17 protein-coding genes are annotated in these 18,830 nt (G+C 68.2%); 10 read left to right on the forward strand and 7 right to left on the reverse strand.

Going from position 1 to position 18,830, the window contains the following annotated elements:
* Positions 1-54 precede the first annotated feature (54 nt).
* Together purM and purF are read right to left on the reverse strand one after the other, a co-directional pair.
* Positions 55-1,164 carry a phosphoribosylformylglycinamidine cyclo-ligase gene (gene purM / locus DR843_RS13995; RefSeq protein ID WP_109686751.1) on the reverse strand — a complete coding sequence of 370 codons (1,110 nt, stop codon included), beginning with the start codon at positions 1,162-1,164 and terminating at the stop codon, positions 55-57.
* A gap of 10 nt (positions 1,165-1,174) precedes the next feature.
* On the reverse strand, positions 1,175-2,749 hold the full coding sequence (purF, locus tag DR843_RS14000; RefSeq protein ID WP_109686753.1) for an amidophosphoribosyltransferase: 1,575 nt from the start codon (positions 2,747-2,749) through the stop codon (positions 1,175-1,177).
* A 119-nt stretch (positions 2,750-2,868) separates the two neighbouring features.
* Between purF and DR843_RS14005 the strand changes: the two genes are divergently transcribed.
* The 4 genes from DR843_RS14005 to ppc all read left to right on the forward strand — a co-directional run bounded on the left by DR843_RS14005 (position 2,869) and on the right by ppc (position 9,143).
* Complete coding sequence (locus DR843_RS14005; protein ID WP_109686755.1) at positions 2,869-3,102, forward strand: hypothetical protein; 234 nt, start codon at positions 2,869-2,871, stop codon at positions 3,100-3,102.
* Positions 3,103-3,318: 216 nt separating this feature from the next.
* Positions 3,319-4,530, forward strand: coding sequence for a FeoB-associated Cys-rich membrane protein (locus DR843_RS14010; RefSeq protein ID WP_109686757.1), 1,212 nt, complete (start codon positions 3,319-3,321; stop codon positions 4,528-4,530).
* 116 nt (positions 4,531-4,646) lie between these two features.
* Positions 4,647-6,218 (forward strand): glycoside hydrolase family 10-like protein, encoded by a 1,572-nt coding sequence (locus tag DR843_RS14015; RefSeq protein WP_109686759.1) that lies wholly within the window; start codon positions 4,647-4,649, stop codon positions 6,216-6,218.
* A 105-nt stretch (positions 6,219-6,323) separates the two neighbouring features.
* A complete protein-coding gene (gene ppc / locus DR843_RS14020) occupies positions 6,324-9,143 on the forward strand; it encodes a phosphoenolpyruvate carboxylase (protein WP_109686761.1) in 2,820 nt (939 codons plus the stop codon).
* Between the two features lie 9 nt (positions 9,144-9,152).
* Here ppc and DR843_RS14025 read toward each other — a convergent pair whose 3' ends face one another.
* Entirely contained in the window at positions 9,153-9,992 is an 840-nt protein-coding gene (locus tag DR843_RS14025) for an LLM class flavin-dependent oxidoreductase (RefSeq protein WP_109686763.1), read from the reverse strand.
* Positions 9,989-10,363, reverse strand: a complete 375-nt coding sequence (locus DR843_RS14030; protein ID WP_109686765.1) for a sterol carrier family protein — start codon at positions 10,361-10,363, stop codon at positions 9,989-9,991. Before DR843_RS14030 ends, DR843_RS14025 begins: the two co-directional genes overlap by 4 nt.
* Before the next feature lie 26 nt (positions 10,364-10,389).
* Here DR843_RS14030 and DR843_RS14035 point away from each other — a divergent pair, with 26 nt between their 5' ends.
* The 3 genes from DR843_RS14035 to DR843_RS14045 are packed head-to-tail and all read left to right on the forward strand — an operon-like array spanning position 10,390 to position 12,499.
* Complete coding sequence (locus tag DR843_RS14035) at positions 10,390-11,169, forward strand: spermidine synthase (protein ID WP_109686768.1); 780 nt, start codon at positions 10,390-10,392, stop codon at positions 11,167-11,169.
* 20 nt (positions 11,170-11,189) lie between these two features.
* Positions 11,190-12,062: an alpha/beta fold hydrolase gene (locus DR843_RS14040; protein ID WP_170119875.1), complete on the forward strand. Its 873-nt coding sequence runs from the start codon at positions 11,190-11,192 to the stop codon at positions 12,060-12,062.
* Between the two features lie 11 nt (positions 12,063-12,073).
* Entirely contained in the window at positions 12,074-12,499 is a 426-nt protein-coding gene (locus DR843_RS14045; RefSeq protein ID WP_109686772.1) for a PPOX class F420-dependent oxidoreductase, read from the forward strand.
* 4 nt (positions 12,500-12,503) lie between these two features.
* Here the strand turns inward: DR843_RS14045 and DR843_RS14050 are convergent, their stop codons facing one another.
* Positions 12,504-13,400 (reverse strand): phosphoribosylaminoimidazolesuccinocarboxamide synthase, encoded by an 897-nt coding sequence (locus DR843_RS14050; protein ID WP_109686774.1) that lies wholly within the window; start codon positions 13,398-13,400, stop codon positions 12,504-12,506.
* Positions 13,401-13,507: 107 nt separating this feature from the next.
* Between DR843_RS14050 and DR843_RS14055 the strand changes: the two genes are divergently transcribed.
* Positions 13,508-13,714: a CsbD family protein gene (locus DR843_RS14055; RefSeq protein ID WP_109686776.1), complete on the forward strand. Its 207-nt coding sequence runs from the start codon at positions 13,508-13,510 to the stop codon at positions 13,712-13,714.
* On the opposite strand, the gene purD is transcribed toward DR843_RS14055, so the two are convergent.
* A complete protein-coding gene (purD, locus tag DR843_RS14060) occupies positions 13,707-14,984 on the reverse strand; it encodes a phosphoribosylamine--glycine ligase (RefSeq protein ID WP_109686778.1) in 1,278 nt (425 codons plus the stop codon). The genes DR843_RS14055 and purD overlap by 8 nt on opposite strands.
* A 337-nt stretch (positions 14,985-15,321) precedes the next feature.
* Between purD and DR843_RS14065 the strand changes: the two genes are divergently transcribed.
* Both DR843_RS14065 and DR843_RS14070 read left to right on the forward strand, forming a co-directional pair.
* Entirely contained in the window at positions 15,322-17,571 is a 2,250-nt protein-coding gene (locus DR843_RS14065; RefSeq protein ID WP_109686780.1) for a HelD family protein, read from the forward strand.
* On the forward strand, positions 17,571-17,882 hold the full coding sequence (locus tag DR843_RS14070; protein WP_109686782.1) for a chorismate mutase: 312 nt from the start codon (positions 17,571-17,573) through the stop codon (positions 17,880-17,882). The genes DR843_RS14065 and DR843_RS14070 overlap by 1 nt, the downstream gene beginning before the upstream one ends.
* 160 nt (positions 17,883-18,042) lie before the next feature.
* Here the strand turns inward: DR843_RS14070 and DR843_RS14075 are convergent, their stop codons facing one another.
* Complete coding sequence (locus DR843_RS14075) at positions 18,043-18,759, reverse strand: hypothetical protein (protein ID WP_146202588.1); 717 nt, start codon at positions 18,757-18,759, stop codon at positions 18,043-18,045.
* Between the last annotated feature and the right edge of the window lie 71 nt (positions 18,760-18,830).

Below are 18,830 nucleotides of genomic sequence, written 5' to 3' on the forward strand. Positions count from 1 at the left end.
TAACGACGCGGATCTTCGGGTCCTGCGCCGCTACGACGTCATCAAGGTCTGCGCTCAGGCTCGGTAGGTCCCCACGAGTTGGGCACCACCTGCGTCGACGCCCTTGGCGCCGCGCACGACCGGTGCCGCCTGCTCGTCGACCTGCTCATCGGAGACGATCCGGCCCATCGGCCACGCGTCGATGTCCAGTGATCGCAGTACGTCGATCGCGGCCTGCGCCTGCGCCTGCGGCAACACCGCGGTGAAACCCACGCCCATGTTGAGCGTGCCTTCGAGGTCCAGTTGCGGCACCCGGCCAGCCTGACCGATCACGGTGAAGACCGCCGGGGGCGCCCAACTGCTGCGGTCGACGACCGCGGTGACCCCGTGCGGCAGCACCCGGGCGATGTTGGCGGCCAGACCACCGCCAGTGATGTGCGACAGCGCGTGAATGTCGATGCCGTCGGTGCGGATCAGCGTCAGCAGATCCGCCGCGTAGACCCGCGTGGGCGTGAGCAGCGCCGGGCCCAAGGTTCCGAGCTCCGCCACCTCGGTCTCCCAGTCCCAGCCCTGGGAGGCGACCACTCGGCGTACCAGCGAGAAACCGTTGGAGTGCAGACCGGACGAGGCCAGGCCGAGCACCACGTCACCCACCTGGACCCGCTCCGGGGTCAGCAGGTCGGCCCGCTCGACGACGCCGGTCGCGGCACCGGCCACGTCGTACTCATCCGGCTCCAGCAGGCCCGGATGCTCAGCCGTCTCGCCGCCGATCAGGGCGACGTTCGCCTGCGCACAGGCGGCCGCGATCCCGGACACGATCGCCGCGATTCGCTCCGGCACGACCTTGCCGGTCGCGATGTAGTCGGTCATGAAGAGCGGTTCCGCGCCGCACACCACGATGTCATCGACCACCATGCCCACCAGGTCGAACCCGATGGTGTCGTGCTTGTCGATGGCCTGGGCGATCGCGACCTTCGTGCCGACACCGTCAGTCGAGGTGGCCAGGATCGGGTGCGCCATCCGGGCGATCGCCGAAGCATCGAAGAGCCCGGCGAAGCCGCCCAGGCCGCCGAGCACCTCAGGGCGCTGCGCGGTGCGGATGGACGCCTTCATCAACTCGACGGCCTTGTCGCCGGCTTCGACGTCAACGCCCGCCTCGGCGTACGTGATCGGGGTATCGCTCATGACGCTTAGGTTAGGGCCGCAGGAGGGCGCCCTCACCGCCGGTCGCAACGCCCAGCCCCACACCGTCGGCGTCAACGGTGTAGTCGATCGACTGGTCGTGACCGGTGCGGACCTCGATCGGCAACGTCTCCAGGACATGCTTGCCGATCAGACCGTCCTCGGGCAGCGTGATCGGGTACTCGCCGGTGAAACAGGCCGAGCACAACTGGCTGGCCGGCTGATCGGTGGCCGCGATCATCCCCTCTTCGGAGATGTAACCCAACGAGTCCGCACCAATGGAAGCTCGGATCTCTTCCACGCCAAGGCCGTTCGCGATCAACTCTGCGCGAGTCGCGAAGTCGATGCCGTAGAAACACGGCCAGCGCACCGGCGGGCTGGAGATACGCACGTGCACCTCCAGGGCACCGGCCTCGCGCAACATCCGCACCTGGGCCCGCTGGGTGTTGCCGCGCACGATGGAGTCATCAATGACGACCACGCGCTTACCGCGGATTGTGTGCTCCAGCGGATTCAGCTTCAGCCGGATGCCCAGTTGCCGCAGGGTCTGCGACGGCTGGATGAAGGTGCGTCCGACGTAGGCGTTCTTGACGAAGCCCTGGCCGAACGGGATGCCGGACTCCTGCGCGTAGCCGGTCGCGGCAGGGACGCCGGACTCCGGAACGCCGATCACCAGGTCCGCCTCGACCGGGTGCTCCCGCGCGAGTTCGCGGCCCATCTCGACCCGCGCTTCGTGCACCACTCGACCACGGATAACGGCGTCCGGCCTTGCCAGATAGACGTATTCGAAGACACAACCCTTGGGCGTCGGGTCCGCGAACTTGTGACTGCGCAGACCGTTCTCGTCGATGGCGATCAACTCACCGGGCTCGACCTCGCGGATGACGCTGGCGCCGATGGTCTGCAGCGCAGCGGTCTCGGAGGCGACCACCCAGCCCCGCTCGAGGCGGCCCAGCGCAAGGGGGCGCACGCCGTACGGGTCACGGGCGGCATAGAGGGTGCGCTCGTTCATGAAGACGAAGCAGAAAGCGCCGCGCAACTTCGGCAGCAGCTCCATCGCGGCGTCCTCGAGGCTGCGATCGGGATCGGCGGCCAGCAGCGTGGTGACCAGGGCGGTGTCGGAGGTGTTGCCCCGGGCCAGTTCGCCGCGGATCTCCCGGCCGACATGGGATTCATCGACCATGTCGCGCAACTCGACGGTGTTGATCAGGTTGCCGTTGTGCGCCAGCGCTACCGTGCCCTGGTCGGAGCCGCCGAGCGTGGGCTGGGCGTTCTCCCAGGTGCTGCCGCCGGTGGTCGAGTAGCGGGTGTGCCCGATGGCCAAGTGGCCTTTCATCGAACTCAGCGCCGACTCGTCGAAGACCTGCGAGACCAGACCCATGTCCTTGTAGACCAGGATGCTGTGCCCGTCGCTGGTCGCGATGCCCGCCGACTCCTGCCCGCGGTGCTGCAGGGCATACAGCCCGAAGTAGGTCAGTTTGGCGACGTCCTCGCCAGGTGCCCAGACTCCGAAGACCCCGCAGGCATCCTGCGGGCCCTTCTCACCGGGGATCAGATCGTGCGTCAGTTTGCCGTCACCACGCGCCACTGCCCTATTTTCTCACGTTTCGCAGGTGGTTCGCGCCGTCTGCCGTGTGAGGTCGATCAGGCGCCCGATCGACGTACGCCGATTGGGCGCCTCCCGCGCGGTCGCCTAGCGTTGGGATCGTGAACACCGAGCCCGACCGTCGCAAGGTCTACCGGAGCCCGAACATCGTCGCGTTCCTGGTGACCGGGGCCGTGGTCGGGATCATCCTCGGCGCGATCATCGGCGCCTCGGGGGACAGCGGCAATTACACGGACTGGTCGGCTATCGGGTATCTCGCGGTCGTCTTCGGTTCAATCGGTGCGTTGCTCGGTGGCTTGGCGGCCGTTGCCGCCGACTGGTGGGCGCATCGCTGAACTGCGGTTATTCCGTACTTCCGGCACAGAATTGCTGCAGCCGCTCGCCACTGGTACGGGATTGCTGTGATCCGCGCAAATCCCAGCAGTGTCGTGCCAATCGTGGCCGTCAGGCGCAATCGCGTGCCAGTCGTGCCCGCGGCTACTGCGTAGTACGGCGCGATCGTCTGCTACTAGGGTGACGAGCAGATCTGGCCGCAGTAGAAGGTGACTCTCGTGAAGTGGATCGTCCTCGCGCTCATCATCGTGGTGCTCGCCCTCGTGCTCTATGCCCTGATGCGGGATCCGAAGAAGGGCAAGGGCGGGTCTGTCGGCATCCACGGGGTCGACTCCGACAACAAGATCGGTGTCGAGGAAGCGCCCGCCGCGGTTGAGGAGGTCGCTGCTGCCGAAGTTGAGCCGGCCGCGCCTGCCCCGGAAGCGAAGGCAGCTGAGCCGAAGGCGGAGGTTGAGACGCCCGCGCCCGCTGCAGCTGCTGTCGCCCAGACCGAGCCTGCCGCGCCGGCTACCGATGACTGGGATGCTGCGCCGGCACCGGCCCCCGCGGCCGATGACTGGGACGCGCCACCGCCGGCCACCGATGACTGGGACGCGCCACCACCCGCCGTCGACGCAACTCCCGCAACCCCCGCCGCGGACGATTCGGACGCACCCCCGCCACCCGTTGAGGACAAACCCGCCCCTGCTGCACCCGTAGCAACCTCGAGTGGCGACGACTGGGACGCACCTCCGCCACCCGTTGAGGACAAACCCGCAACGCCCGCACCCACCACCAGCTCCGGCGACGACTGGGATGCACCCCCGCCCGCCCTCGACGACACGCCGGCGCCTGCCGAGAGCATCCCGGCAACGCCGCCCGAGCCGGAAGCAGCACCCGTACCCGAGGCTCCCGCCGCAACAAGCGGCGGCGACGACTGGGGCACCCCACCCCCGCCCCTGGATGACACACCGCCAACCGACGACACCATGACTTCAAGTCATGAAGCCACCGAAACAGCTACGCCCGTCGAACCCGAACCCGAACCCGAACCCGAACCCGAACCCGAACCCGAACCCGAACCCGCGCTGGCAGCCGAGCCCGCACCCCCAGCACCCGCCGCACCATCATCGGGCGATGACTGGGCCACGCCCCCACTACCTCTGGATGACGCACCGGCCGCGCCTGAATCCGCGCCGGCACCTGAGCTCGAGTCGGAGCCGACACCCGAACCGGCAGCACCCGACGGTTTCGAGCCCGGCCCGTTCGGCGCGACAAGTGTCATGCCCGCCGACGACGGCTCAGGCCCCGACGGCTGGGTCAAGGGCAACGGCGACACGATGCGCTTCATCGGACCCGACAACGCGGCGTACGCCGACACCGAAGCGGAGGTCTACTTCGCCGACGAGCAGTCAGCGGGTGCTGCCGGCTTCCGACCGTGGGCTGACTAAACCGAGGAAACAGTTGCCGAGAATCGGCACTTCAAGAAAATTGTTGCCGCAGTAGTCCCATCGGGGCGTCAAAACTTGCTTCGGTGTGAGAGGGACCACTCACACCGGAGGAAGTCATGGATCTAACCCGTCGCACCGCCATCACGACCGCTGCCGTCGCCGCAGCCACCGCCGCGGCAACCGGCATCAGCCCGGCCGAGGCTACGCATCGACCCCGCGGCCAGCGCCTGCTCCCGCAGCCAAAACCTGGCACCGTCCCCACTGACCCGCACACCCCGAAGCGGGACTTCCGGGCGTACTGGATCGCCACCGTCGCCAACATCGACTGGCCGTCCAAGCCCGGGCTCACCAAGGAGCAGCAGCAACGTGAGCTCACGGACTGGCTGGATCTGGCCGAGCAACAGGGACACAACGCGGTGATCCTGCAGGTCCGCCCGACCGCAGATGCATTCTGGCCGTCCCGGTTCGAGCCGTGGTCGGCGTGGCTGACCGGCACCCAGGGGCAGAACCCGGGTTGGGACCCGCTGAAGTTCGCCGTCCAGGAGGCGCACGCCCGCAACCTGGAGTTGCACGCCTGGTTCAACCCGTTCCGGATCGCCATGACCGAGGACCCTGGCACCCTGATCCCGAGCCACCCGGCCCGGCAGCATCCGGAATGGACCATCCCCTACGGCGGCAAGCTGTACTACAACCCGGGGATCCCGCAGGTCCGCCAGTTCTGCATCGACGCGATCATGGACGCCGTCCGCCGCTACGACATCGATGGCGTCCATTTCGACGACTACTTCTACCCCTACCCGGTCGCCGGCCAGACCTTCCACGACGAGGCCCAGTTCGCGCAGTACGGCGGCGGCAAGTCCCTGGCTGACTGGCGGCGCGCCAACATCAACGACCTAGTGATCGGCCTGAACAAGGCGATCAAGCGAGCCAAACCGTGGGTGCAGTTCGGTGTCTCACCGTTCGCCATCTGGCGCAACAAGGCCACCGACCCGCTGGGTTCGGACACCACCGCGGGAGCGCAGACGTACGACGACCTCTACGCCGACACCCGCATGTGGGTCCTGCGGGAGATCGTGGATTACATTGTGCCGCAGGTGTATTGGTCGATCGGTTTCACGGCCGCCGACTACGCCAAGGTCACCGACTGGTGGGCCGAGCTGACCAGCCACAGCCGCACGCACCTTTACATCGGACAGGCCACCTACAAGGTCGCCGCGAACGCCGACCCGCACTGGAACGACCCCGGCGAGCTGAGTTCCCACCTACAGTTCAACACCCAGTACCCGCAGGTCGAGGGCAACATCTACTTCTCGGCCAAGAGCGTGCGAGCTGACGCTCTCGGGGCATCCACCCTGCTCAAACAGCAGTGGTACTCGCGTCCCGCGCTCACCCCCGCCACCCCGTGGCTGACCCGTCGCGCGCCCCGACCGATCCGCAACCTGCGCACCCAGGGCAGCCGCCTGACGTGGCTCGCCGGGTCAGGCGACACCACGACGTACGCCGTGTATCGAGTCGTCGGCCGACCCGTCACCTCCGCGGACCTGGCCGACGCCCGCAACCTGGTCGCCACGGTTCGCTCCAGCGGCTGGGTCACCCAGTGGACTGACCCGGCGCCCGTCGCCGGAGCGTCCTACGCCGTCAGCGCGCTCGACCGACTCTCGAACGAGAGTGCTGCGCTGACCAGCTGAGAGGAAGGCCACCGTCTGAGACGAGGACCGCCACCATGCGGACGAGCCAAGTAGGGTGTCGGCAGGCAATGGAGCCTGCGATCCACACGTCCAGCAGGAGGTCCGATGACCGACGCCCCAGCCCTCAGCCAAGTGCCCGACGACGACGTCGACAATCTCGAGAACGACAAGGTGATCGACGAGAAGTTGCGTCGCGACGTACGCCGCGTGGCTGACCTCCTCGGGGAGAGCATCGCCCGCCAGGAAGGCGACGATGCCCTGGCCCTGGTGGAGTTGGTACGCCGATGGGCCAAGCGGGCGCGAGAGTCCAGTGTCGCTGAGGTCCGGCACGAAGCCGTGGCGAAGGTGCAGGAAATCCTCGCCGAGCAGCCGGACGCCAGCATCAACAAGATGGTGCGGGCGTTCTCCGTCTACTTCAGCCTCGCCAACATGGCCGAACAGGTCGCGCGCGAACGGGACATCGAGTCCCGACCGCCGGAGGACGGCTGGTTGGCGCGGACGGTCGCCGAGATCGTCGAAGAGCAGGGTGTCGACCAACTCGTGGAGGGCGTGTCCAGTCTCGATGTGCGCAGCGTCTTCACGGCCCACCCGACCGAGGCCAGCCGCCGCTCGACGCTGACCAAGCTGCGCCGGGTCGCCGACGTACTGCACCGGGATCGGCCCGAAGGCAGCCGGGCCCTGGCCGGTGACGACCGCGAGCTCGGCCAGCTGATCGACCTGCTGTGGCAGACCGACATCGTGCGCCGCAACCGTCCGACCCCGGTCGACGAAGCGCGCCACATGATCTATTTCCTGCAGGGCATCCTCACCGATGCGCTGCCCGCCCTCGGCCGCGGACTGTCAGACCTGTTGGCCGAGCATGACGTCAAGCTGCCACCGGAGCAACTGCCGCTGCGCTTCGGCTCCTGGATCGGCGGCGACCGCGACGGCAACCCGAACGTGACGCCGGCGGTCACCCTGAACGTGCTGCGACTGCACAACACCGTGGCCACCGAACTCATCCAGCGCCAACTGCGGATCCTGGTGCGCGAGCTGTCCTCCTCCAGCGACCACACCGCGGTGAGTCAGGCGCTGCTGGACTCCATCGAGGAGGACAAGGCGAACCTGCCCGACCTCGACCCGCGGGTTCTCGTGGTCAACGCCAATGAGCCTTATCGCCTCAAGGTCACGGCGATGCAGTTGAAGGTGCGTCACACGGCGCAGCGGATCGCCGACGGCAGCCCGCACGTGCCGGGCCACGACTACGCAGACCGGTCCGAGATCCTTGCCGATCTCAAGGTCATCGACGAGTCCCTCCGTGCGGGCGGCGGCAGCTTGATCGCCGATCAGCTGCTGGCGGACGCGATCCGGGCCATCAGCCAGGTCGGCCTGCACCTCGCATCGCTCGATGTCCGTGAGCACGCCGAAGCCCACCACCACGCCGTCGGCCTCTTGGTCGATCGACTGGGTGAACAGGATCGGCCCTACGCCGACCTGGACCGGGAGAGCCGGTTCCGGCTGCTGGCGGATGAGTTGCTGGCCGCCCGCCCGCTGGCCCCCACCCCGCCACCGCTGGATGAGTGGGGGACGCGGACCTACGGCACCTTCGAAGCGATCAAGGAACTGCAGGGCACCTTCGGCCCGGAGGTCATCGAGACCTACATCGTGTCGATGACGCAGAAGGCTGACGACCTGCTGGCGCCGATCGTGCTGGCACGGCAGGCCGGCCTGGTCGACCTCGTGGGTGGCCCCGACCGGGAGCCCTTCTCGCGTCTGGACTTTGCGCCACTCCTGGAAACGGTCGAGGAGATCCGCCTGGCCGGACCGGTGCTGGACAAGCTGCTGTCCGACCCGGCGTACCGCAAGCTGGTCGAACTGCGCGGCAACCTGCAGGAAGTCATGCTCGGCTACTCCGACTCCAACAAGGAGGGTGGCATCACCACCTCCCAGTGGGAGTTGCACCGCGGTCAGCGCGCGTTGCGCGACGTGGCCGAAAAACACGGCGTCAAGCTGCGCCTCTTCCACGGCCGTGGTGGGACGGTCGGCCGTGGCGGTGGTCCGACGTACGACGCGATCCTGGCCCAGCCCTACGGCACCTTGAAGGGTGACATCAAATTCACCGAGCAGGGTGAGGTCATCTCCGACAAGTACTCGCTGCCGACCCTGGCCCTGGAGAATCTCGAGCTGGACATCGCCGCGGTGTTGGCCGCGTCGGTCCTGCACCTCGAATCCCGCCACAAGCCAGGGCAACTGGACCAGTGGGACGAGTTGATGACGTCGGTCAGCGACGCCGCCTACGCCGCCTACCGCGGCCTGGTCGAGGACCCGAACCTGTTCGCCTACTTCCTGGCGTCGACTCCGGTCGAGCAACTCGGTGAGTTGAACATCGGTTCGCGGCCGTCCCGGCGCCCCGACTCCGGTGGCGACATCTCGGGGCTGCGGGCGATCCCGTGGGTGTTCGGCTGGACGCAGTCACGACAGATCGTGCCCGGTTGGTACGGCGTGGGGTCGGGTTTGAAGGCAGCGCGCGACGCTGGGCACGAGGAGGTCCTGCGCGACATGCTCGCGGAGTGGCACTTCTTCAAGACCTTCATCTCCAACGTGGAGATGACCCTGGCGAAGACCGACATGGGCATCGCCGCGCACTACGTCGAAACCCTTGTGCCAGAGGAGCTTCGCGGTGTCTTCGACAAGGTGAAGACCGAGTTCGATCTGACCGTCGCCGAGGTGCTCAACCTCACCGGTGAGTCGGAGTTGCTGGAGGCGCAGCCGAGTCTGAAACGAACCTTCGAGGTCCGCGACATCTACCTGCACCCGCTGTCCTACGCCCAGGTCGACCTGCTCGCCCGGGCTCGCAAGGACCCGGACTCGATGACCCCGGACCTGACCCAGGCGTTGCTGTTGTCGATCAACGGTGTGGCGACCGGGCTGCGCAACACCGGCTGACAGCGACCGTCAGCGCCGCGAAAGCACCTGCGCCGCAACGGCTTCAAGGACATCTTCGGAGCCGGCGTAGGGGCCTTCGCGGCGTGGCCAGTGCGTCACGACATCGGTGAATCCGAGGTCGGTGGCGCGGCCGACGACCTCTTCGAAGAAGTCGACGCTGGCCAATGCGTACCGCTGGATGTCGACGCTCAGGTGCCGTTGGAAGTCCGGCGCAACCTCGAGATCGTCCAGCTGCGAGGACAATTCGGCGACACTGCGCCACCAGTCCTCGTCCTGCTCGGACTTCTTGCCGTAGGTCACCCAGCCATCGCCGATCTCGGCGGCCAACCGCAGGTTTCGTGGCGCATTGGCGGCGATCAGCAGCGGCACTCGCGAGGTCACCGGTCGGGTGCGTGCGTCGACCGCGGTGAAGTACGTCCCGTCGAACGACACGTGATCCTCGTCCAGCACCCGGCGCAGCAGCCGGGAGAACTCCTGGAACCGGGCGACGCGTTCCTTCAGCGGCAGGTCCAGACCGAGGGTGCGCGCGTCCAGGTTGCCTCCCACACCGGCACCGATCAGAAAGCGACCATCGCTGATGTCGTCAACGGCCAGGACCTCCCGGATGAAGGAAGCCGGATGCCGGAAGTTCGGCGAGGTGACGTGCAACCCCAGGCCGATGCGCGAGGTCACCGCCGCTGCGGCGGAAAGCACGGGCATCGCGCCGTACCAATCGGATTCGGGCAACCCTTCCCACACCAGGTGGTCGTAGGTCCACGCGTGGTCGAACCCCAACTCCTCGGCGCGTTGCCAGCGCGACCTGGTCACCGACCACGGTTCGTCGGTCAGGATCGTGATGCCGACTCTCATCGGGAACTCCTCATCAGCGGTAGGTAGGGGGTCAGATCGGAGCGACCACCGGACGCACTGATCGACCCGTCCGACAGCGCGTCATCCCAAGCCAGGTCACCCACGACCAGGGCCAGCCAGACATCGGCCGCCATCTCGACGACGTTGGGCGGCGTCCCGCGCCGGTGCACCTGTCCGGCGATGACCTGCACCGCGCCGTACGGCGGCACCCGGACCTCGACCGAGCGGCCCGGCGCGACCAATCCCAACTCCTCCAAGGAGTAGCGCACGGCCGTGGCCACCGTGGTGCGGTCCCGCGCGCCGGCCACCCACGCGGCGAGCGCCGTACGCCCCTGCATCGGATCGATCTTGCGGCGGCTCACAAGGCCCATGGTCGCAGACCCCTAACCTGGCCTGTGTGGCGCAGTTCGTGACTGATGAGCGGGGCGGGGTGACCGTGCTGCTCGACGGACATCCCCAGTCGTACGTCGACCCCGACGACCCGGGGTTCCTCGCCTTCGAATACCAGCAACAGTTGGGCATCGTCGTCGACACGCAGCCCGATGGCCCGCTGCGGGTCACGCACGTCGGTGGGGCCGGGCTGACCCTGCCGCGCTACGTGCAGCACACCCGGCCGGGCTCCCCGCAGATCGTGCTGGAACCCGACGCCGCCCTCACCGAGCAGGTGCGGGCACACATCCCGCTGCCGCGGGGCCATCGGATCCGGGTCCGCCCGACATCCGGCGAGGCCGGGATAGCGGACCTGAAGCCGGACAGCGCGGATCTGATCGTGGTCGACGCCTTCGCCGACGGGCGGGTGCCGGCCGGTCTCACCACGACTGCCTTCTTCGCCACGGCAGCCGACAAAGCGCCCATCCTGGCCATGAACCTGGCGGACGAACCCGACTGGCGCTACCTCAGCCGGGTCCTGGCCGGCGCGGCGACCGTCTTTGAGCAACTGTCGATCCTCAGCACCAAGGACACGCTGAAGCGCCGGCGCTACGGCAACGTAGTACTGATTGCCGGCGCCGCCAATCTCCATGAATTGCAACGACGTTCGGCATCAGCACCGGTCCCCACGGGTGTCTTGGGCCCGGCGCAGGTCGCCAAACTCGCCGCGAGCGCCCGCCCGTTCACGGACACCGACGTCCAGCGGTCGCCGCAACCACCGGATCCGGGGCAGTGGCGGGTGCGTTGAAGTCGCGCAAAGATGCGAGCGTGGATCAGATCTCCTTGCCCGACGGCCGACGGATCGACGTACGCACCAGCGGCCCTGACACCGGCTATCCGCTCTTCTTCCACCACGGCACCCCCGGTGCCGCCACCGCGATCCGCGCTCTGGAGTCCGTCGCCCACGAGAACGGTCTGCGCGTGATCACCACGTCCCGGGCCGGCTACGGCGGTTCGGATCGGCACTCCGGCCGCTCGGTGAGCGACGTGGTCGCCGACACCGCAGCGGTGCTGGATGAGCTCGGCGTGCAGGACTGTGTGGTGGCTGGCTGGTCCGGAGGCGGACCGCACGCCCTGGCGTGCGCCGCCCACCTGCCACACGCCAAGGCGGCGTTGGTGATCGCCGGTGTCGCGCCGTACGACGCCCCGGACCTGGACTTCCTGGCCGGAATGGGTGAGGACAACATCGAGGAGTTCGGCGCCGCGATCGACGGCGAGGGGCCCCTGCGGACCTACCTTGACGCAGCGCGCGACCACCTCAAGGACGCCGACCCGGAAGCGATCGGGTCGAGTCTGGCCAGTCTGTTGCCGCCGACCGATCTGGCGGTCCTCACCGACGAGTTCGGCCAGGACATGGCCGCCAACTTCCGCGAAGCCCTGCGCGTCAGCGCCGAGGGCTGGATCGATGACGACCTCGCGTTCGTGCGCCCCTGGGGCTTCGACCTCGCCGACGTCAAGACCCCCGTCAGCCTCTGGCAGGGCACCGACGACCTGATGGTGCCCTTCGCGCACGGCGAGTGGTTGACCGCCAACGTCCCCGGCGTGGTCGCCCACCTGCTGCCTGGCGAGGGCCACCTGTCCGTCGCGATCGGCCGAGCCGAGGCGATGTTCGCCGAACTACTCGACCTCTCAGGAAAGTAGCGGAGACCACCATGACCGACGACGCACTGCGCGACCTGATCGCGGACCACCGCAACGGCATCCTGGCCACGATCCGCAAGGACGGCCGCCCGCAACAATCCGTCGTGTCCTACCACTACGACCGGGACCGCGACCTGCTGCGCGTGTCGATCACCGCTGACCGGGCCAAGGCCAAGAACATCGCCCGCGATCCCCGCGTCAACTTCCTGGTCACCGGCAACGACGGCTGGTCGTACGCCGCTTTCGATTCCCGCGCGGATCTGTGGCCGGTGGCGCAGTCCCCCGACGACGCCAGCGTCGAGGAACTGGTCGACATCTACCGCTCGATCGCCGGTGAGCACCAGGACTGGGACGACTACCGCTCGGCAATGGTGCGAGACCACCGCGTGCCGCTGCACCTGCCGATCGGCCGGTTGGTCGGTGTCGCCCGCGGCTGAGCCGTCAGGACGAGAAAGTCCTGCCGGTCAGCGTTTCGTACGCCTCGACGTACTTGGCCCTGGTCTTGTCCACCACGTCGTCGGGTAGCGCCGGCGGCTCGTGCCCGCTCGTGCGCTCCCATCCGCTGTCCGGGCCGGTCAACCAGTCGCGGACGAACTGCTTGTCGTACGACGCCTGCGGGTGGCCCGGCGCCCAGGCGTCCGCTGGCCAGAAGCGGGAAGAATCCGGGGTCAGCACCTCGTCCGCGAGCACCAACGTGCCGTCGGCCCGCTGGCCGAACTCCACCTTGGTGTCGGCGATGATGATCCCGCGGTCCTTGGCAATGTCGTTGCCGCGCTGCAGGATTCGCACCGTCAGGTCACGCACCTGGTCGGCGAGATTGAGCCCGACCGTGTCCGCGACGACCTCGAACGAGATCGGCTCGTCGTGCTCACCCAACGGTGCCTTGGTCGAGGCGGTGAAGATCGGCTCCGGTAGTTGTGAGGCGTCCACCAGACCCGCCGGCAACGGCAGTCCGGACACGGCGCCGGTCGTCTGGTACTCCGACAGGCCGCCACCGGTCAGGTAGGCCCGCGCCACACATTCGACCGGCACCATTTCCAGCCGCTCCACCAGCACCGCGCGGCCAGCGACCTGCGCCGGCACGTCGGTGGAGATCACGTGGTTGGGCACCAGGTCGGCCAGCTGCTCGAACCACCACAGCGACAGCTGGGTCAGCACGGCACCCTTGTCCGGGATCTGCGTGTCGAGGACGAAGTCGTACGCCGAGATCCGGTCCGAGGCGACCAACAGCACCTGGTCCTCGCGCGGCGTTCCGTCGTCGGCGACCGGTGCGTACAGATCACGCACCTTGCCGGAGTAGACGTGCTGGTAGCCGGGCAGTTCGGGCGCTGAACTCATGGGGTTCATTCTGCCCGGTACCGACGGTCGCCCGTTCGGGTGTAGCCCAGCGACCTCACATCACGCAGGTTGAACGGGTACGGATCATCGACCATAAGGAGACAGTCATGGGACTTAAGGACAACCTGGAGAACCTCGCCGAAGAGGCCAAGGGCAAGATCCAGGAGGCCACCGGCAAGGCGCGTGGCGACGAGCAGCAGCAGGCCGAGGGTCAGGCGACCCAGTCCGAGGCCAACGCCAAGCAGGCTGGCGAGAACCTCAAGGACGGCGACTTCAAGGGCGCTGCCCAGGACGCCAAGGACGCGCTCAGCTGATCACATCGGGTACGGCGACCTGCCCCTGCTCGGCCCGTAACGCGATGTCGGTGCGGTGCTGGGAGCCGGGCAGGCCAACCTGGTCGACGAGGGCGTAAGCGGCTTTCCGAGCCTCGTTCAGGTCGCTGCCGAGCCCGACCACGGAAAGCACCCGGCCGCCGGCGGACACCAGTCCGTCGGCGGTCGTTTTCGTTCCAGCGTGCAAAACGTAGGAGTTCTCCGTGCTCGCGGGCACCGCCAGCGGGTCACCGGATCGCGGAGTCGCCGGATAATTCGCTGCGGCGACCACCACGGTGACCGCCGCGCCCTGGCTCCAGACCAGTTCCGGTTGCTCGCCCAGCGTGCCGGTGGCTGACGCCAGCAGCACCTGCGAGAGAGGGGTGACCAGGCGGGCGAGGACCACCTGGGTCTCCGGATCGCCGAACCGGGCATTGAACTCCACCACCCGCGGTCCCCGCGAGGTCAGGGCCAGGCCGATGTAGAGCACCCCCGCGAACGGCGTGCCGCGCCGGTTCATCTCGGCGATGGTGGGGCGTGCGACCCGCTCCATGACGTCATCGACGAGGCCGTCGGGCGCCCAGTCGAGCGGCGAATAGGCCCCCATGCCACCGGTGTTCGGCCCCTGGTCGCCGTCGAAGATCCGCTTGAAGTCCTGCGCCGGAACCAGCGGCACCACGTCGGTGCCGTCACTGATGCAGAACAGCGACACCTCCGGGCCGTCCAGGTACTCCTCGACGACAACCGTGCCGCCCTGAGCCAGGCAGGCCTGCCCGTGCGTGGCCGCCTCGGTCAGATCGTCGGTGACGACCACGCCCTTGCCCGCGGCGAGTCCGTCGTCTTTCACGACGTACGGCGCGCCGGTGGCTTCCAGCGCCTCGGTCAGTTGGTCGTCGGTCGTGCAGACATACGCCCGGGCGGTGGGCACGTCCGCAGCGGCCATGATCTGCTTGGCGAACGCCTTGCTCCCCTCCAACTGGGCCGCCTGCGCCGAAGGCCCGAACACCACGAACCCTGCCGCGCGCAGGGCGTCCGCGACCCCCGCCACCAGCGGGGCCTCGGGACCGACGACCACCAGGTCGGGGCCGACCTCTCGGGCCACCGCGACAACCGCCGCCGGATCGGTGAGTGAGTCCAGATCGGCGATCTGCGCCTCAGCGGCGATCCCCGGATTTCCGGGGGCGCAGACCACGGCGGTCACACCGGGGTCGCCGATCAGGGAGTGCACGATGGCGTGCTCACGCGCGCCGCTGCCGATGACGAGAACCTTCACACTGCGCAAGCGTAGTGGGCGGCCACGGGCAGGTCGTCGTACCTGAATGTGGGTGGTGGGTTCCTCCCGGAAGTCAGGGGGGAGGTCCTCCAGGAGGAACCCACCGCGAGCCCGCGGATCAACCGGAGGGGGGTCGCGGTGACGCACGGACCGGGCTCGCAACGGACGTGTCCGCCGCAAACATCATGGCACAACCGCCGCTGAGCGCCACCCCACGACCAATTAATTGAGAGATTGATTACCGATTGTTGGTTCTTGATTTGTCTGCCAGTAGGAACGGCTGCACGACCCTCGTCGTGGGGTGACTAGACTTGACTGTTCGCTCGTTCGTGTCTTGATGGGGAACCATTTCGTGACTGCACCCAACGCGTCGGCGCCGCATACCGGACCCGCCGCGGCCCCCGCGGCGTCTGCCGCCTCCGCACCCGACCCTGCGGCTGAGCTGACCGCCGAGTTGGCCCGCGAGCAGGCCCATGTCGACCGCGTCTACACCGAACTGACCAAGGCCGGCGAACGCGCGGCACTGATCGAGGTCGAGGGCATGTCACGCGGTCGCACCGACCGCGTCGGCGTCGCCCGCGAGGAGGAGATCACCGGCCTGTTCGAACGGGATGCGCTGGTGTTCAATGCCGGTCGGCGCCGCCAGTCCCTTGAGCACCAATACGAAGGTCTGGTCTTCGGGCGCCTGGACCTGGCCGACGCTGACGTGCGCTACATCGGTCGTCTCGGGGTCCGCGACGACGACTACGAACCGCTCGTCATCGACTGGCGGGCACCGGCCGCCGCACCGTTCTACCGCGCCACTCCGGTGTCACCAGAAGGTGTCGTACGGCGTCGGGTGCTGCGCTGCCGGGACGCCACCGTGCTGGGCATCGAGGACGATCTGATGGTGCCGGAGGCACCCGAGGGCATGGTCGTCGTGGGCGACGGAGCCCTCATGGCCGCCCTCACCCGGACGCGCGGCGCCCAGATGCGCGACATCGTCGCCACCATCCAACGGCACCAGGACGAAGCGATCCGCGCCTCCAGCCGGGGCATCACCGAGATCACCGGAGGTCCGGGCACCGGCAAGACCGTCGTTGCGTTGCACCGCGCGGCGTATCTCTTGTACGCCGACCGCCGGCGCTACGAGGCCGGCGGCATCCTGGTGGTCGGACCGTCGGCGGCGTACACCGCCTACATCGAGCGGGTGCTGCCCTCCCTCGGCGAGGACAGTGTGACCCTGCGGTCGCTGGGTGATGTGGTCGGCGGGATCACCGCGAACCGTCTCGACCCGGTGGCCGCCGCGGCGATCAAAGGTTCGCTGCGGATCCGTCGGGTGCTCTCGCGCGCTGCCCGGGACCTGCCGCCGACCGCACCACCGGCGTTGCGGGCCATGGTGGGTGGCGTCCCGATCCGTATCGACGCACCGCAGTTGCAGCGGATCCGAGCCGAGATCCTGCGCCACCACCAGCACAACCAGGGCAGGGACGCGGCGCTGACCGCGCTGGCCGAAGCGGCTTGGCGACAGGTGCATGACGGTGAGCGCGACGAATTCCTGGACCGGTTCCGGGAGCACCGGGACATCGAGGCGTTCGTCAAGGCGTGGTGGCCGTCGCTGGACCCGCGGGAGGTGCTGCTGTGGCTCGCGGACGAGTCGCGGCTGGCTACCTACGCGCACGGCGTGCTCAACGGGGAGCAGCAATCCGTACTGAGCGCGTCCCTGCAGACCGCCCTGACCACCGGGACCTGGTCGGTCGCCGATGTTGCCTTGATCGACGACCTGTCTGCCCGTCTGGGGATAGCGGCGCCGGAGCCGGAGGAGGAGCGCGGCTTCTACGAGATCGAGGAACTGGACAACGTCGGGCAGTACGGCGTGTCCGAGGTCGAGGTGCGTGGCACCTCCGCGCAGACCGCGCCCACCTTCGAAGTCACGCCGCAGGACGCGCGGGATCGGCTGCTGCAGGGCGTGATCGGCGAGCGCGGCGAGTACGCCCACGTCCTGGTGGACGAAGCGCAGGACCTGTCGCCGATGCAGTGGCGGATGCTCGGGCGACGCGGGCGCACCGCGAGTTGGACCGTCGTCGGGGATGCCGCGCAAGCCTCCTGGGACGACGCCGCGGAGGCCGCGGCGGCCCGCGACGAAGCATTCGGCGCCAAGGCGCGCCAGCGGTTCCACATGGACACCAACTACCGCAACGCCCGCGAGATCTTCGACACCGCAGCCGAGTTGATCCGCACGGTGATGCCGGACGCGGACATCCCGAACGCCGTACGGGAAACGGGGGTCTACCCGGTCCGGCGCACAGTCGCCTCCGACGCGCTGAAAGCGGCCGTGGACACCGCCACCCGGGATCTGCTCGCCGAGGTCGACGGCTCGGTCGCCGTCATCGCGCCCGACGCGCACCGTGCCGAACTTGCCGGGGTAGCCGGGTTGGACGACCGGGTGGTGCTGATCGATCCGATGTCGACCAAGGGCCTGGAGTACGACGCCACGGTCATCGTCGACCCGGACGCGATCACCGCGGAGTCCGCCGGCGGCGCTAGGGTCACCTACGTCGCGCTCACCCGGGCGGCGCATCGGATGACCGTTCTGGAGGTTGGGTGATGGCGCAGGAGGACACCGCGGCCGATGCGGTATTGGCCGGTTACCGGCGGTCGATCGACAACATCGACGCGGCCCTGATTTACATCCTGGCGGAGCGGTTCCGGATCACCCAGGCGGTCGGCGCGTACAAGGCCGAGCAGAAGTTGCCGCCGGCTGATCCCGCTCGGGAGGAGCGGCAGATCGCCCGGTTGCGAGGGTTGGCGCAGGACGCGGGGCTCGACCCGGAGTTCAGCGAGAAGTTCCTCCGTTTCGTGATCGATGAGGTCATCCACCACCACGAGCGGATCAGAGTGCTGTCCGACGAAGCGTGAGGACGGAGTTGTCGGCGGAGCGCAGCGGAGCCGGTGACCGGACTTTTGAAGCGCAAGTCACGCGCGGTCGCCGATGCGAGGTGAGTAGCGCTTCAGAAGTCGGGGAAGCATGAAAGAGCCCCGCCGGCGTACGCCGGCGGGGCTCTTTCAGGTGCTCAGATCACTGGACGGTGATCGCTGGGGTCAGCGGGACCGAGGTCGTCGGGGTGCAGGCCGAAGCCGACGTGCACACAGCCGGCGTGCACGAGACGTAGTTCGTGCCGCTGTTCGGGTCGCCCGTGTCGGGGTCTTCACCGGTCCAGTTCAAGACGACGGTGAAGGACGTCGCGGCGATGTTGATCGAGCCTGCCGTCGTGGCGGTTTCCAGCGCGCCGGAGCCAGTGGCAGTGGTGCTGATGCCACCGGTGGCCGGCACCGGGAACGCACCGATGGACAGGTTGCCGGTGCGGCTGGCCGGGGAGCCGACGACCTGACCAGTGACCGAGTACTTGGCCGTCGACGAACCGCCGGTGACCTGCGTCGCACCGAAGCCGCGCAGCACGTTGGCCGCCGCGGTCGCAGTGATCACGTTCGCGGTGATCTGCGGGGCCTGCTTCAGCGTCGAACCAGCGTGCACCGCGGTGCAGGTGGAAACCAGGATCTGCACCCGCCAGTTACCCAACGGCGTACCGGTCGGGTTGCCATCAATGTCGGTCTGAACACAGGTGTAGTTCGGAGAGGTAGACGGCGGCACGCTCGCCGAGCTCTGCAGCGTGCCGGAGGTGATGCAGTCGGCGGGGCTGGCGGACGCGGTGGGGGCGGCAGCAGCGACGGCAACAACCGGCACCGACCAAGCGGCGCCCTTTGCCAGCGTGCGGCGGGAAATCGTGTTGGTCATGGTGTTGGTGTACTCCATCCAAGCTTCCGGGTATGTGAACTGCGTCACACCTTAGCCGCCCTAGGGGCTGC

The organism is Branchiibius hedensis, assembly GCF_900108585.1.
Lineage (GTDB): Bacteria > Actinomycetota > Actinomycetes > Actinomycetales > Dermatophilaceae > Branchiibius > Branchiibius hedensis.

What these genes read in the sequence shown, in the direction of transcription:
- purM (WP_109686751.1), bottom strand. Translation starts at nt 1,164, where the DNA reads ATGAGCGATACCCCGATCACGTACGCCGAGGCGGGCGTTGACGTCGAA.
- DR843_RS14015 (WP_109686759.1), top strand. Translation starts at nt 4,647, where the DNA reads ATGGATCTAACCCGTCGCACCGCCATCACGACCGCTGCCGTCGCCGCA.
- ppc (WP_109686761.1), top strand. Translation starts at nt 6,324, where the DNA reads ATGACCGACGCCCCAGCCCTCAGCCAAGTGCCCGACGACGACGTCGAC.
- DR843_RS14025 (WP_109686763.1), bottom strand. Translation starts at nt 9,992, where the DNA reads ATGAGAGTCGGCATCACGATCCTGACCGACGAACCGTGGTCGGTGACC.
- DR843_RS14030 (WP_109686765.1), bottom strand. Translation starts at nt 10,363, where the DNA reads ATGGGCCTTGTGAGCCGCCGCAAGATCGATCCGATGCAGGGGCGTACG.
- DR843_RS14045 (WP_109686772.1), top strand. Translation starts at nt 12,074, where the DNA reads ATGACCGACGACGCACTGCGCGACCTGATCGCGGACCACCGCAACGGC.
- DR843_RS14050 (WP_109686774.1), bottom strand. Translation starts at nt 13,400, where the DNA reads ATGAGTTCAGCGCCCGAACTGCCCGGCTACCAGCACGTCTACTCCGGC.
- DR843_RS14055 (WP_109686776.1), top strand. Translation starts at nt 13,508, where the DNA reads ATGGGACTTAAGGACAACCTGGAGAACCTCGCCGAAGAGGCCAAGGGC.
- DR843_RS14065 (WP_109686780.1), top strand. Translation starts at nt 15,322, where the DNA reads ATGGGGAACCATTTCGTGACTGCACCCAACGCGTCGGCGCCGCATACC.
- DR843_RS14070 (WP_109686782.1), top strand. Translation starts at nt 17,571, where the DNA reads ATGGCGCAGGAGGACACCGCGGCCGATGCGGTATTGGCCGGTTACCGG.
- DR843_RS14075 (WP_146202588.1), bottom strand. Translation starts at nt 18,759, where the DNA reads ATGACCAACACGATTTCCCGCCGCACGCTGGCAAAGGGCGCCGCTTGG.